Annotated in this window: 11 protein-coding genes and 1 tRNA gene; 1 reads left to right on the forward strand and 11 read right to left on the reverse strand. The window is 67.3% G+C overall.

From position 1 onward, the window contains the following. Positions 1–80 precede the first annotated feature (80 nt). Complete coding sequence (locus KVS69_RS01220) at positions 81–1,004, reverse strand: LysR family transcriptional regulator (RefSeq protein WP_068850919.1); 924 nt, start codon at positions 1,002–1,004, stop codon at positions 81–83. Positions 1,005–1,145: 141 nt separating this feature from the next. Here KVS69_RS01220 and KVS69_RS01225 point away from each other — a divergent pair, with 141 nt between their 5' ends. Continuing rightward, a complete protein-coding gene (locus KVS69_RS01225) occupies positions 1,146–1,847 on the forward strand; it encodes a pirin family protein (RefSeq protein ID WP_217535968.1) in 702 nt (233 codons plus the stop codon). Between the two features lie 55 nt (positions 1,848–1,902). Here the strand turns inward: KVS69_RS01225 and KVS69_RS01230 are convergent, their stop codons facing one another. The 10 genes from KVS69_RS01230 to hflX form a co-directional block, all read right to left on the reverse strand. After that, positions 1,903–3,057 carry an aldo/keto reductase gene (locus tag KVS69_RS01230; protein ID WP_217535969.1) on the reverse strand — a complete coding sequence of 385 codons (1,155 nt, stop codon included), beginning with the start codon at positions 3,055–3,057 and terminating at the stop codon, positions 1,903–1,905. Between the two features lie 137 nt (positions 3,058–3,194). Further along, a tRNA-Ser gene (locus KVS69_RS01235) sits at positions 3,195–3,287 on the reverse strand. An 81-nt stretch (positions 3,288–3,368) separates the two neighbouring features. After that, complete coding sequence (gene csrA / locus KVS69_RS01240) at positions 3,369–3,572, reverse strand: carbon storage regulator CsrA (protein WP_068850911.1); 204 nt, start codon at positions 3,570–3,572, stop codon at positions 3,369–3,371. A gap of 141 nt (positions 3,573–3,713) precedes the next feature. Next, complete coding sequence (gene alaS / locus KVS69_RS01245; protein WP_217535970.1) at positions 3,714–6,362, reverse strand: alanine--tRNA ligase; 2,649 nt, start codon at positions 6,360–6,362, stop codon at positions 3,714–3,716. A gap of 143 nt (positions 6,363–6,505) precedes the next feature. Further along, entirely contained in the window at positions 6,506–6,997 is a 492-nt protein-coding gene (gene recX, locus KVS69_RS01250; protein WP_068850905.1) for a recombination regulator RecX, read from the reverse strand. Between the two features lie 110 nt (positions 6,998–7,107). Further along, positions 7,108–8,151 carry a recombinase RecA gene (recA, locus tag KVS69_RS01255; RefSeq protein ID WP_068850903.1) on the reverse strand — a complete coding sequence of 348 codons (1,044 nt, stop codon included), beginning with the start codon at positions 8,149–8,151 and terminating at the stop codon, positions 7,108–7,110. A gap of 202 nt (positions 8,152–8,353) precedes the next feature. Continuing rightward, positions 8,354–9,004, reverse strand: a complete 651-nt coding sequence (gene lexA, locus KVS69_RS01260; RefSeq protein WP_093534120.1) for a transcriptional repressor LexA — start codon at positions 9,002–9,004, stop codon at positions 8,354–8,356. Between the two features lie 291 nt (positions 9,005–9,295). Next, positions 9,296–10,975 (reverse strand): 2-polyprenylphenol 6-hydroxylase, encoded by a 1,680-nt coding sequence (gene ubiB / locus KVS69_RS01265; protein ID WP_217535971.1) that lies wholly within the window; start codon positions 10,973–10,975, stop codon positions 9,296–9,298. A gap of 35 nt (positions 10,976–11,010) precedes the next feature. Then, positions 11,011–11,505 carry a CinA family protein gene (locus KVS69_RS01270; protein ID WP_217535972.1) on the reverse strand — a complete coding sequence of 165 codons (495 nt, stop codon included), beginning with the start codon at positions 11,503–11,505 and terminating at the stop codon, positions 11,011–11,013. Between the two features lie 130 nt (positions 11,506–11,635). Then, positions 11,636–12,946 carry a ribosome rescue GTPase HflX gene (gene hflX, locus KVS69_RS01275; protein WP_068850890.1) on the reverse strand — a complete coding sequence of 437 codons (1,311 nt, stop codon included), beginning with the start codon at positions 12,944–12,946 and terminating at the stop codon, positions 11,636–11,638. Positions 12,947–12,948: the final 2 nt, after the last annotated feature.

Here is a 12,948-nt window from a genome sequence, read left to right on the forward strand (position 1 = left end):
GTAGCGACGGCGCGCCGGGCGCTCTACCGCAACCAGATGACCAAACCGTGACACCCCAGCCGCGGTTCAGCCATCGGCGGTCACAGCCATGCCGACATCTGCCCCCACCACCCCTCCATCAACCCCGGCTGGCGCATCCGCTCGCGCCACCAGCGCAGCGCCGCGCCTTCCTCCCCGGTGCGCCAGGCCAGCCAGAAGGTCTCGTCCGGCTTGGGCTCCTCCACCTGCCGCACCACCAGCCGCCCCTGCGCCACCGCTGCCTGCACATAGGGTTCGGGCAGGAAGCCGAAGCCCAGCCCGGCGCACTGCAGGCGGAACTTGCTGACCGTATCTGGCACGGTCACCGTCTCCTGCCCCATCAGCAGCCCGACCGTGCGCGGCAGCAGCCGGCGCGCGGAATCGGCCACGGCAATGGCGCAGTGCGCGGCCAGCTGTTCCCGCCCGAGTGGTTCCGGCAGCGCCGCCAGCGGGTGTCCCGGCGCCACCGCGAACACGAACCGCACCACGCCCAGCGGCTCCACCACGTAGCCACCGCCACTGGGGCCCTCCCCGGCTGCGCCGACCAGTAGATCCGCACGCCGGTCCAGCAGCGCCTCCCACGTACCCGACAGGGCTTCGCTGATCAGGCGGATCCGGGTCTGCTCGGCGACCGTGCTGAAGGCCCGCACATCCTCGGCCAGCAGCGCCGGCTGGAACAGCGAATCCACCGCCACGGTCAGCTCGGCCTCCCACCCCGACGCCACCCGGCGCACCCGCATTTCCAGCTCGCGCGCCGCACGCAGCAGGTGCCGACCCTCGTCCAGCAACGCCACCCCAGCCTCGGTAAGGTGTGCGCGCGGGCCGATCCGGTCGAACAGCTGCACGCCCAGGTCCTGTTCCAGCTTGGACACCGTGTAGGAGATCGTCGAGGGCACCTTGTGCAGCTCCTTGCCGGCCGAGGCGAACGAGCCACGGCGGTCGATGGCATCCAGGATCTGCAGCGCGTCGAGGCTGAGCTTGAGCATTCGAATTTTTCGATGATGGCTTGCAAAACTATCCGTTTTTCAAGCGGCAGGCGCAAGCGGATACTGGCGCCAACAGGAAAGGGGCAGCACACACTGCCCCGGACCGCCATCGAAACCATCGAACACCCGAGGAGAACCACCATGCTGCAGATCCGCAAGAGCGCCACCCGTGGCCAGGCCAACCATGGCTGGCTGAACTCCCAGCACACCTTCTCCTTCGCCGGTTACTACGACGCGCGCTACACCAGCTTCGGCCCGCTGCGCGTGATCAACGAAGACAAGGTGATCGGCGGCCAGGGCTTCGGCACCCACAGCCACAGCAACATGGAGATCATCTCCTACGTGCTGGGCGGCGCGCTGGAGCACAAGGACTCGATGGGCACCGGCTCGGTGCTGCGCTACGGCTACGTGCAGCGCATGAGTGCCGGCAGCGGGGTCAGCCACAGCGAGTTCAACCACTCGGCCGACGAGACCGTGCATTTCCTGCAGATCTGGCTGTTCCCGGATACCGAGAACATCGCCCCGAGCTACCAGGAAACGCATTTCGCCCCGGACGCCAAGCGCGGCCAGTTGCGCCTGATCGCCTCGAAGGATGGCCGTGACGGTTCGCTGCTGATCCACCAGGACGCCAACATCTACGCCACGATCCTGGACGGCGACGACCGCGCCCACCTGGCCCTGGCCCCGCGCCGCGGCGCCTATGTGCAGGTTGCGCGCGGCCAGCTGCAGGTCAACGGCATCACCCTGGACACCGGCGACGCGCTGCAGATCACCGACGAAGCGCAGGTGACCCTGGAAAATGCCAGCGACGCCGAAGTGCTGGTGTTCGACCTGCCGCTGTAACCGCAGCGGCCCTCGCCAACGCCCCGAGCTGATCGGGGCGTTGTCGTGACTGGGCTCAGGCCGCGGGTACCGGGGCGTCGTCGGCAATCAGCTTCGCCTGCTTCAACTCCGCCCAGAGCACGGACGGGATCGCCACCGACATGGACGCCACGTTGGCCTGCACCTGTTCGGGCGTGCGTGCACCCGGAATCACCGCAGACACGACCTCTGGCGCATCCGCGAACTGCAGCGCCACGGTGCGCAGGTCGACGCCGTGGCGGTCGCAGATGGCCTGCACGGCCGCACGCTTCTTCGGCGCCCACTCGGGCACCTTGCCGTCGTAGAGGTACCGATCGCGGCCGGCCAGGTAGCCGGCGAGCAGCGGCGCACCCACCACCACCGACGCACCGTGCCGGGCGATGGCCGGGAAGGTGTCGTGCAACGCCTGATCGTGGTCGAGCAGCGAGTACTGGCAGGCGAGCAGGAAGATGTCCGGATCGGCTTCCTGGATCGCGCGCAGCGCCGGCTCCGGGCGGTTCACGCCAAATCCCCATGCCTTGATCAGGCCTTCCTCGCGCATCCGGGTCAGCGCGGGCATCGCGCCCTTGGCGGCCTCGGCGAAGCGCTGCTCCCACGGCATGCCAAGGTCCTTCTCGTTATCCGGCGACAGGTCGTGGATGAAGACCACATCCAGCTGCGCGACTCCCAGCCGGTTGAGGCTGTCTTCCACCGAACGACGAACGCCGTCGGCGGAATAGTCATAGCGGTAGTGGAACGGCGACGGGTCTTTCCACATGGTGTCCTGCAGCGCGCCAGCGGTGGCGGTGAGCAGTCGACCGACCTTGGTCGACAGCGTGTACTCACCCACCGGGTGGTTGTGCAGGTGATGCCCCATCCGCCGTTCGCTCAGGCCCAGGCCATACCAGGGCGACGTGTCGAAGTAGCGCACGCCTGCGGCATAAGCTGCGGCCAGGGTCTGTTCGCTTTGCGCATCGGTGGCCGGGGCAAAGCCGTTGCCGATGGCCACCCCGCCCAGCCCGAGGCGCGTGCGCGGCCGAAAGCGCTCGCCCTTGCCGGCGGCGTGGGTGGCCAGCGGCTGCGCGGCGCTGCGGCCCCGCGTTGGCAGCACGCTGCCGGGCGCGGCGGCGCCGGACTGCGCCAGCAACGGTGAACTGGCCAATGCGGCGGTACCGGCAGCGGCGGCGGAAAGGAAGTTGCGACGTGCGTTCACGGCGACTCCGGGTGCGGGGGGAGCAACCACCCTCGCAGAATGCCAGTGCACGGCGTGCGGGCAACACGTCAACGCTGCGGCAACAGCGCACAAAGAAAAAGGCCTTCGTACTTGCGTACGAAGGCCTTTTCTACAACTGGCGGAGCGGGAGGGATTCGAACCCTCGATACAGTTTTTGGCCGTATACTCCCTTAGCAGGGGAGCCCCTTCAGCCACTCGGGCACCGCTCCAGTATTCTGGTTCCGCCGCTTCGATGTTTCTTCTCAGCGGGGGCGCGAAGAATAACGTTTTTCACACCCCGAGGTAAAGCCTTAATCGGAAGAATTTTCACTTCCCGATGCATTCGGCTCGTCGCCTCGCTGGATGCGCTGGTAAATCTCTTCGCGGTGCACGGCCACGTCCTTCGGGGCGGTGATGCCAATACGCACCTGATTGCCCTTGACGCCGAGCACGGTGACGCTGACGTCGTTACCGATCATCAGGGTTTCGCCAACACGGCGAGTCAGGATCAACATTTTTGCAAGTCTCCAGGGAACCGGTGGATTTTCCCGACCGGCTCGGCGCCCAGCCAAGGAACGCCACACGACAAAGGGAAAAGATTAGCCATAGTACCGTCAGCCCTCCTGCGCCATCAAGGAGCAGGAGGATTCAGGCGTTCAGATACGAGGGGTGACCCAGTCGACGACGGCAGCCAGTGCAGAAGCAAGGGCGGGCCCGTCCTCGCCACCACCCTGGGCGAGGTCCGGGCGGCCGCCGCCCTTGCCCCCGATCTGACTGGCGATGTGGGACAACAGTTCCCCGGCCTTTACCTTGCCCGTTGCACTGCCGTTCACGCCGGCGACCAGGGCCGCCTTGCCGTCCTGGGTGCCGGCCAACACGATCACCGCATCGCCCAGCTGCTGCTTGAGGCGGTCGATTGCTTCACGCAGTGCCTTGGCATCGAAACCTTCCAGACGCGCGGCCAGCACCTTGACGCCTTTGACCTCAACTGCGCCAGCGCCCAGGTCGGCGGTCGCGCCCGCCGCCTGCTTGGCCTTCATGGCCTCCAGTTCGCGTTCCAGCTTCTTCTGGCGCTCGCCAAGCTGGCGGATCTTGTCGACCACTTCGCCCGCATTCCCGCCGAGCAGCGCGGCCGCTTCGGCGAGCTGGGCTTCTTCGTGGGCCACGTAGTCCAACGCGCCCTGCCCGGTCACCGCTTCGATACGGCGCACGCCCGAAGACACGCCGCCTTCGGAGGTGATCTTGAACAGGCCGATGTCGCCGGTGCGCGTTACGTGCGTGCCACCACACAGTTCAGTGGAGTAATTGCCCATCTTCAGCACGCGCACGTTTTCGCCGTACTTCTCGCCGAACAGTGCCATCGCGCCGAAATCGAGCGCTTCCTGCATGCCCATGTTGTGCACTTCGGCCGCATTGTTGGCGCGTACCTGCTCGTTGACCTTGCGCTCGATCACGGCAAGGTCCGCGGCACTGATCGGCTGGAAGTGCGAGAAGTCGAAGCGCAGGCGGTCCGGTGCCACCAGCGAGCCCTTCTGCTGCACGTGGGTGCCCAGCACTTCACGCAGTGCGGCGTGCAGCAGGTGGGTGGCCGAGTGATTGAGGATGGTGGCGCCGCGGCGCTGGTCGTCCACCACACCGCCCAGCACATCGCCCACCTTCAGGCTGCCCTGGGTGACGGTGCCGACGTGGCCGTGGAACTGGCCCGCGAACTTCTGCGTATCGGTGATCTGCAGCCGCACGCCGTTGCCGGCCAGGCTGCCGGTGTCGCCCACCTGGCCACCCGATTCGGCATAGAACGGGGTCTGGTCGGTCAGCACGATGACCTCGTCACCGGCCTGCACCGCGTCCACCGGACGCCCGTCCTTGAGCAGGGCCACCACGGTCAGGCCGTCGGCCTGCAGGCGGTCGTAACCCAGGAACGTGGTGGGCTTGAGCGTGGCGACCAGCTCGGCCGACAGCGTCACGCCGCCACCGAACTTGCCGCCCTTGCGGCCGTCCTCACGCTGCTTCTCCATTGCCGCATTGAAACCGTCGATGTCCACGGTCAGGTCGCGCTCGCGCGCGATGTCCTGGGTCAGGTCGAGCGGGAAGCCGTAGGTGTCATAGAGGCGGAAGGCATCCGCGCCCGGAATGACGCCATTGGTCACCTGCGCGGCGACGTCGTCGAAGATCTTCATGCCCGAATCGAGCGTCTGCGCGAAGCGCTCTTCCTCGGCCTGCAGCGCACGCACCACGGTCTCGGCCTGTGCCGGCAGTTCCGCGTAGGCCTCGCCCATCTGCTCGACCAGGGTCGGCACCAGCTTGCTGAAGAACGGCTGGCGCACGCCCAGCATCCAGCCATGGCGCAGGGCGCGGCGGATGATCCGGCGCAGCACGTAGCCGCGGCCTTCGTTGGACGGCAGCACGCCGTCGACGATCAGGAACGAACAGGCACGGATGTGATCGGCGATCACGCGCAGCGACTTGTTCTCCAGGTCGGCCATGCCGGTCAGTTCGCTGGCCTTGCGGATCAGCGCCTGGAACAGGTCGATCTCATAGTTGGTGTGCACGTGCTGCAGGATCGCGGCCAGGCGTTCCAGGCCCATGCCGGTGTCCACGCACGGTGCCGGCAGCGGCACCAGGGTGCCGTCCGGCTGGCGGTCGAACTGCATGAACACCAGGTTCCAGATTTCAATGTAGCGGTCGCCGTCTTCATCCGGCGAACCCGGCGGGCCACCGGCGATATGGTCGCCATGGTCGTAGAAGATTTCGGTGCACGGGCCGCACGGACCGGTATCGGCCATCTGCCAGAAGTTGTCCGAGGCAAACGGCGCGCCCTTGTTGTCGCCGATGCGCACGATGCGTTCTTCGGGAATGCCGACCATGTCGCGCCACAGCGCGTAGGCCTCGTCGTCGGTCTGGTAGACGGTGACCAGCAGGCGGTCGGCCGGCAGCTTCCAGACCTGGGTCAGCAGCTCCCAGGCCCAGGCGATGGCGTCCTTCTTGAAGTAGTCGCCGAACGACCAGTTGCCCAGCATTTCGAAGAACGTGTGGTGGCGCGCGGTGTAGCCGACCTGGTCCAGGTCGTTGTGCTTGCCGCCGGCCCGCAGGCAGCGCTGCACGTCCGCCGCGCGCACATAGCTGCGCTTCTCGGCGCCAAGGAACACGTCCTTGAACTGCACCATGCCGGAGTTGGTGAACAACAAGGTCGGATCATTGCCCGGCACCAGCGGTGCCGACGGCACGATGGTGTGGCCCTTGCCCTTGAAGAACTCAAGGAAATCGCTGCGGATCTGGGAGGTAGTGAATTTGACGGGTGCGTTCATGGGGGCTGGCTTCATGCGGGCCGGCCGGTCCTTCGCACACAGCCCCAATGGCCGGGTGTCGAGAGCAGGACCGCCGAAACCACAAAGGGTATCAGGCCCGGGCCCCCGGGACACGTCCGGGTGACGGGCGCGCTGTGCGCCCTTCAGTCATCCGGGTCGTAGCGGGTGGCACGACGGATGGTGTCGCCATCGAACCCGCGGCGGGCCAGCAGATCAGCGGCTTTGCGGCGCTGGGGCAGCTCCTGGGGGCCCGCCTCGCCAAAGCGGCGGCAGACCAGGTCCCGGGCGTTCTCTGTCCAGTCGCCTTCGAAGGTGTCCATGGCGGCGGCGACCTGCTCGCTGTCCAGCCCATGGGTGCCCAGTTCGGCGCGGATGTGGAGGGGGCCATAGCCGGTGTTCGCACGGATGCGGACCAGGTTCTCGGCAAAGCGGGTGTCATCCTGCCAGCCGGCCTCGGTGAGCTTGTCCACGGCGGCAGTGGCGGCGTCACTTTCGATGCCGCGGGCAGTGAGCTTGCGGGTCAATTCCTTGCGCGAATGCTCACGGCGTACCAGCAGGCCAAGCGCGCGTTGGACCGGGGTCTGTTCACGGACGCGGCGCTTGCGGCCGGGTGCCGGGGCGTCTGGGTCGTGCATGGGCACCTCGATGAAATGCGCCGTCCGTGGCGCTCCCCCCGTCGGGGGAAGGTTGAACCCCCGGGACAGGGCGAGCGTCACTGACGGCGCTGCCCTGCCCCGCAGGAAACTCACTCGGCGTCGTCGTCACCGTCGCTGTCACCGCTCTCACGGGCAGCCTCGGCCGGCTGGAACTTCTCGCGCAGCTCGGCTTCCAGGCGCTGGGCCACCTGCGGGTTGTCGCGCAGGTAACCGCGGGCGTTGTCCTTGCCCTGGCCGATGCGCTCTTCGCCGTAGCTGTACCAGGCGCCGGCCTTCTCGACCAGCTTGGCTTCCACGCCCATGTCGATCAGTTCGCCTTCGCGGCTGATGCCTTCGCCGTACAGGATCTCGGTGATGACCTGCTTGAACGGCGGCGCCAGCTTGTTCTTGACGACCTTGATCTTGGTCTGGTTGCCGATGATCTCGTCGCCCTTCTTGATCGCGCCGATGCGGCGGATGTCCAGGCGCACCGAGGCGTAGAACTTCAATGCGTTGCCGCCGGTGGTCACTTCCGGGCTCTGGCCCGGCATCATCACGCCGATCTTCATGCGCAGCTGGTTGATGAAGACCACCAGCGTGTTGGAGCGCTTGATGTTGCCGGTCAGCTTGCGCAGCGCCTGGCTCATCAGGCGGGCCTGCAGGCCCGGCAGCTGGTCGCCCATTTCGCCTTCGATTTCGGCCTTCGGGGTCAGCGCGGCGACCGAGTCGACCACCACGATGTCCACCGAGCCGGAACGGACCAGCATGTCGGCGATTTCCAGCGCCTGCTCGCCGGTGTCCGGCTGGGACAGCAGCAGGTCGTCCACGTTCACGCCCAGCTTGGCGGCGTAGATCGGGTCCAGGGCGTGCTCGGCGTCGATGAAGGCAGCGGTGCCGCCCTTCTTCTGGCATTCGGCGATCGCCTGCAGGGTCAGGGTGGTCTTGCCCGAGGACTCCGGACCATAGATTTCCACGACACGGCCCTTCGGCAGGCCGCCGATGCCGAGCGCGATGTCCAGCATCAGCGAACCGGTCGGGATGACCTCGACGGCCTCGATGACACGGTCGCCCATGCGCATGACGGAGCCCTTGCCGAACTGCTTTTCGATCTGGCTCAGGGCGGCGGTCAGGGCACGCTTTTTGTTCTCGTCCATCGGATTGGTCCTTGCAGAGGTCATGTCGTTGGAGGTGTTGTCTTTGGAGGTCTTCTTGGCCACGGGGTCACTTTAAGGTTGGCGTATCGCACAGGCTGAGATTCTGCCCGGCGTTCGGAAAAAAATTATCGGACATCCGTACCAACCTCAGCCAAACCAGAGAATCGCCACAAAAGACCGTGCATGTCGTGCGTTGAAGAGATCAGCGGTTCGGGCGCAGCAGCCCGCAATAGAGGCCTTCAATCGCGAAGTCCTGGTCGGGCAGCACTTCGATCGGCTTGTAATCGGGATTGCGCGGCAGCAGCCGGATCCGGTCCTTGCCCATCTTCAGCAGCTTGACGGTGATCTCGTCATCGATGCGCGCCACCACGATCTGGCCCGAGCGGGCGTCGCGGGTACGGTGCACGCCGATCAGGTCGCCGTCGAAGATGCCTTCGTCGATCATCGAGTCGCCCTGGACCTTGAGCAGGTAGTCCGGCGCGGGCGAGAAGAACACCCGGTCGAGCACCACGAAATCGTCCGAACCGATGTCCGCCCCGATCGGCAGGCCGGCCGCGACCCGGCCCAGCACCGGCAGCCGCAGCACGTGGTCGGGCAGCGCGGGCACTGCCAGCGAGGCCGGCAGGCCGTCCTGCAGCGGCGGCGCCTGCACCAGCCGGATACCGCGCGCCTGGCCGGGAATGCGACGGATCGCCCCGGCCTGCTCCAGCGCTTCCAGGTGGTACTGCGCGGCCCGCACGCCCTTGAAGCCGAACGCACGGGCGATTTCCGTCTGCGACGGCGGCGCGCCGTCGGTCTCGATGCGCTCGGCGATCAACTGCAGGATCGCCTGCTGGGTATCGGTAAGGTCCATGGTTAGTAGTATTACTACTAACACCCGACACACGCAAGCCCCGATTAGAAAAAAGCAACGCCCCCCCGTATCCCGATCTGGCCGCGAGCCCGTAGCAACTCGTAGTGCCGACTGTCAGTCGGCAACCGCGCGCAGCGCGGCACAGGCATCCGAAGACGGCCCACCATCATCCGGCACGCCCCAACCGGCGTTTACACGATCCGGAGCCGCCCCTCAGGCGTCAATGACCCCGAAACGGAGAGCGGACACGCATGGCGTGTCCCTACGCGCCTGGCAGGCGGTCGCCGGCCATCACGGATTCCGCCCCGACCGCCAGATCGACACCAGTATCCACACCCCGCAGAACCCCGCCCCCACGAACCCGGCCACGCCCAGCGCCAGCAGCCAGCGGCTCGACAGCCCACCGACGCTGTGCATCACGATCGACGACCCAATGATCAGCGCAGCGGTGACAATCCCCACCACCAGCCGGTTCGCCGCCCGGTTGACCTGCTCGCCGAAGCCCTGCAGCGCAGTCGTCTCCACCTTCAACTGCAAACGGCCCCGCCGCGCCATCTGCACCAGCTGGCGGACATCGCGCGGCAGGTCACCGGCCAGGTCCAGCAGCCCGGCCACGCTGCGCTTGCCGCGCTTGAGCAGGGCCGACGGCGCGAACCGTTGCCACATCACCCGCTCCAGGAACGGGCGCGCGGCGGTGGCCATGTCGAACTGCGGGTCGAGCTGGCGGCCCATGCCTTCCAGCGTCAGGAACGTCTTGATCATCAGCGCCAGGTCGGCCGGCAGGGTCAGCGCGTACTGGCGCAGCAGCTGGGTGATGTTGCCCAGCATCAGGCCCATGTGCAGGTCCTTCAGCGGCACGCCCCGGTACTGGTCGACGAAGGTACTGATGTCCTGCTGCAGCCGCGATTCGTCCACGTCCACGCCACCGGACCAGTCCAGCAGCACGTCGGTGACCGACTCCGGCTCCTGGCTGACCAGTCCGTGCAGCAGCTGCGCGACCTGGAAGCGGCGCTGCTCGGAGATCGCCCCGACCATGCCGAAGTCGATCACGCCGATCCGGCCATCCCGCAGGTAGATGATGTTGCCCGGGTGCGGGTCGGCGTGGAAGCAGCCGTCCTCGAGCACCATCTTGAGCACGATGCGGCCGCCGGTGCGGGCCAGCCGGACCCGGTCGAGCCCGGCCGCATCCACGCCGGCGAGGTCGCGGCCGGGGATGCCGTCCACGAAGTCCTGCACGTTGAGACTCTCGCAGGTCCACTGCCAGTGCACCTTGGGAATCAGGATGTCGTTGCGCCCGGCGAAGTTGCGCGCGATACGCTCGGCATTGCGGCACTCGGCGGCGAAATCCAGCTCGCGCCGCAGCGACACCTGGAACTGCTGGACCACCTCGGCCGGCCGGTAGCGGCGCATGTCCGGCAGCCGCGCTTCGACGATTTCGGCCAGCCGCGCGAGCAGGCGCAGGTCGGCTTCGATCACCTCGCGGATGCCGGGGCGGCGGATCTTCAGCACCACCTCGCTGCCATCGTGCAGCGTGGCCCGGTGCGCCTGGGCCAGCGAGGCCGCCGCCAACGCGGTTTCATCGAGCCAGGCGAACACCTCGGTAGCCGGCGCGCCCAGGTCGGCTTCCAGCTGCTCGCGGACCTGCGCATACGGCAACGCCGGCACCGCGTTCTGCAATTCGGAGAATTCGGCGATCCAGTCCGGCGGGAACAGGTCCACGCGGGTGGCCAGCACCTGGCCGAGCTTGACGAAGGTAGGGCCGAGTTCTTCCATCGCACGGCGCACCCGCACCGGGGCGGTCATGCGCAGGATCTGCTGGGTATCGTTCCAGTGCAGCAGGCGGCCGGCACGTTCCAGCACGTCGGCCAGGCCGATGCGGCGCACCAGGTCGCCGAAGCCATAACGGATCAGGACCGAGGCGATTTCCTGCAGACGCCCCAGGTCACGGACGGTTCCCAGCGTTTCCCACATCGGTGCACCCTCGTTCGACAGCAGGGCTCAGGATGTCACAGCGCCGGGAAAATTCCCGTCAGCGCCTGCTGCACGGTCTGCCGGCGGATGGCTTCGCGGTCGCCCTCGAACTGGAACAGCTGCGCGCGGGCATAGCCACCGCGCTGCTTCCAGCCGATCCAGACGCTGCCCACCGGCTTGTCCGGGCTGCCGCCACCGGGGCCGGCGATGCCGGTCACGGCCACGGCCATGCCGGCACCGGAATTGACCAACGCGCCAGACACCATTTCCAGCACGGTTTCGCGGCTGACCGCGCCGAACTGCTCCAGGGTCTGCGCGCGCACGCCCAGCAGGCGCTGCTTGGCCTCGTAGCTGTACACCACCATGCCGCAGTCGAAGAACGCCGACGAGCCGGCGATGTCGGTCATCGCCTTGGCGATCCAGCCGCCGCTGCAGCTTTCGGCGGTGACCAGCTGCAGCGCAGCCTGCTGCAGGCGCTGTCCGACCTCGCGGGCGAGATCGGACAGTTCGGTGTCGGTGGGTACGGTCATGCCAGCGTTTTAACCCGGTTGCCTACCTGGTGTCACGTGCGCAGGGGCATGGCGTTGACACGCATGGCGTGTCACTACGATCCATGGTCGCTTGGCGTAGGGACACGCCATGCGTGTCCTTGGGACGCCTTCACCATTCGGGCAGTTTTTCCGGAAGCAGTGCGCGGATCGGGGCGCCGTCGTCGGCGGCAGCCAGTTTCTCCGCTTCGGCGATCGGGATCTCGACCTGCAGCAGCCAGCCGTCCTCGTCGCTGCGTTCGCCGCGCACCACTTCCAGCTGGTGCAGGCGCGAACGCAGGCGGCCGGCGGTCGGCGGCAGGCGCAGGTCGCCACTGACGTGCTGCAGGCCCAGGCGCTTGCCCAGCACCGATTGCAGCAGGTCCAGGCCCAGCCCATCGCGGGCCGAGATCCAGACGCGTTCACGGCGTGCGGTATCGGGAATGCCGTCCTGGGCGTCGTGGCGGACCTCGCTGCCTTCGATGCGGTCGATCTTGTTGAACACCAGCAGCTGCGGCAGTTCGCCCGCACCCACTTCATTGAGCACTTCGTCGACCTGCGCGATGCGCTCCTCACGGTGCGGATCGGCCGCATCGACCACGTGCAGCAGGAAGTCGGCCTCGCGCGCTTCGCTCAAGGTCGCGCGGAACGCGGCCACCAGTTCGTGCGGCAGGTCGCGGACGAAGCCCACCGTATCGGCCAGCACCACGTTGCCGCCCGGCACCGCGATGCGGCGCACGGTCGGGTCCAGGGTGGCGAACAGCTTGTCGGCGGCGTACGCCTCTGCACCGGTCAGCGCATTGAACAGCGTCGACTTGCCGGCATTGGTATAGCCCACCAGCGCCACGCGCGGCAGTTCGCTGCGCACGCGGGCACGGCGCATCTGGGTGCGCTGCACTTCGACCTTTTCCAGCCGCTTCTGCAGCTGTTCCACCCGCTTCTGCAGCAGGCGGCGGTCGGTTTCGAGCTGGGTTTCACCCGGACCGCGCAGGCCGATGGCACCGCCGCGCTGGCGCTCCAGGTGGGTCCAGCCACGGACCAGCCGGGTGGACATGTGGCGCAGCTGCGCCAGTTCCACCTGCAGCTTGCCTTCGTGGCTGTGCGCACGCTGGGCGAAGATGTCCAGGATCAGGCCGGTGCGGTCGATCACCCGGCGCTCCAGGAAGCGCTCCAGGTTGCGCTCCTGCGAGGGCGAGAGCGCATGGTTGACCAGCACCAGGTCGGCGCCGGTGGCCTCGGCGGCCGCCTTGATCTCGTCCAGCTTGCCCGAGCCGATCAGGATCGACGGGTTGGGCCGGTCGATGCGCGCGGTCAGGGTGGCGGCGATGCTGGCCCCGGCAGAGCGGGCCAGATCGGTGAACTCTTCCAGCACATCGTCTTCCAGCCGGCCGGAATGCGGCTGGATCAGGAGCGCGTGTTCGCCTCGCTTGGAACGGTCAAACACGC

This window comes from Stenotrophomonas sp. GbtcB23 (assembly GCF_019091045.1).
In the GTDB taxonomy this organism is placed as follows: Bacteria; Pseudomonadota; Gammaproteobacteria; order Xanthomonadales; family Xanthomonadaceae; genus Stenotrophomonas; species Stenotrophomonas rhizophila_A.

Coding starts and splice junctions, on each gene's coding strand:
- KVS69_RS01220 (WP_068850919.1), bottom strand. CDS start 1,004: ATGCTCAAGCTCAGCCTCGACGCGCTGCAGATCCTGGATGCCATCGAC.
- KVS69_RS01225 (WP_217535968.1), top strand. CDS start 1,146: ATGCTGCAGATCCGCAAGAGCGCCACCCGTGGCCAGGCCAACCATGGC.
- csrA (WP_068850911.1), bottom strand. CDS start 3,572: ATGTTGATCCTGACTCGCCGTGTTGGCGAAACCCTGATGATCGGTAAC.
- alaS (WP_217535970.1), bottom strand. CDS start 6,362: ATGAACGCACCCGTCAAATTCACTACCTCCCAGATCCGCAGCGATTTC.
- recX (WP_068850905.1), bottom strand. CDS start 6,997: ATGCACGACCCAGACGCCCCGGCACCCGGCCGCAAGCGCCGCGTCCGT.
- recA (WP_068850903.1), bottom strand. CDS start 8,151: ATGGACGAGAACAAAAAGCGTGCCCTGACCGCCGCCCTGAGCCAGATC.
- lexA (WP_093534120.1), bottom strand. CDS start 9,004: ATGGACCTTACCGATACCCAGCAGGCGATCCTGCAGTTGATCGCCGAG.
- ubiB (WP_217535971.1), bottom strand. CDS start 10,975: ATGTGGGAAACGCTGGGAACCGTCCGTGACCTGGGGCGTCTGCAGGAA.
- KVS69_RS01270 (WP_217535972.1), bottom strand. CDS start 11,505: ATGACCGTACCCACCGACACCGAACTGTCCGATCTCGCCCGCGAGGTC.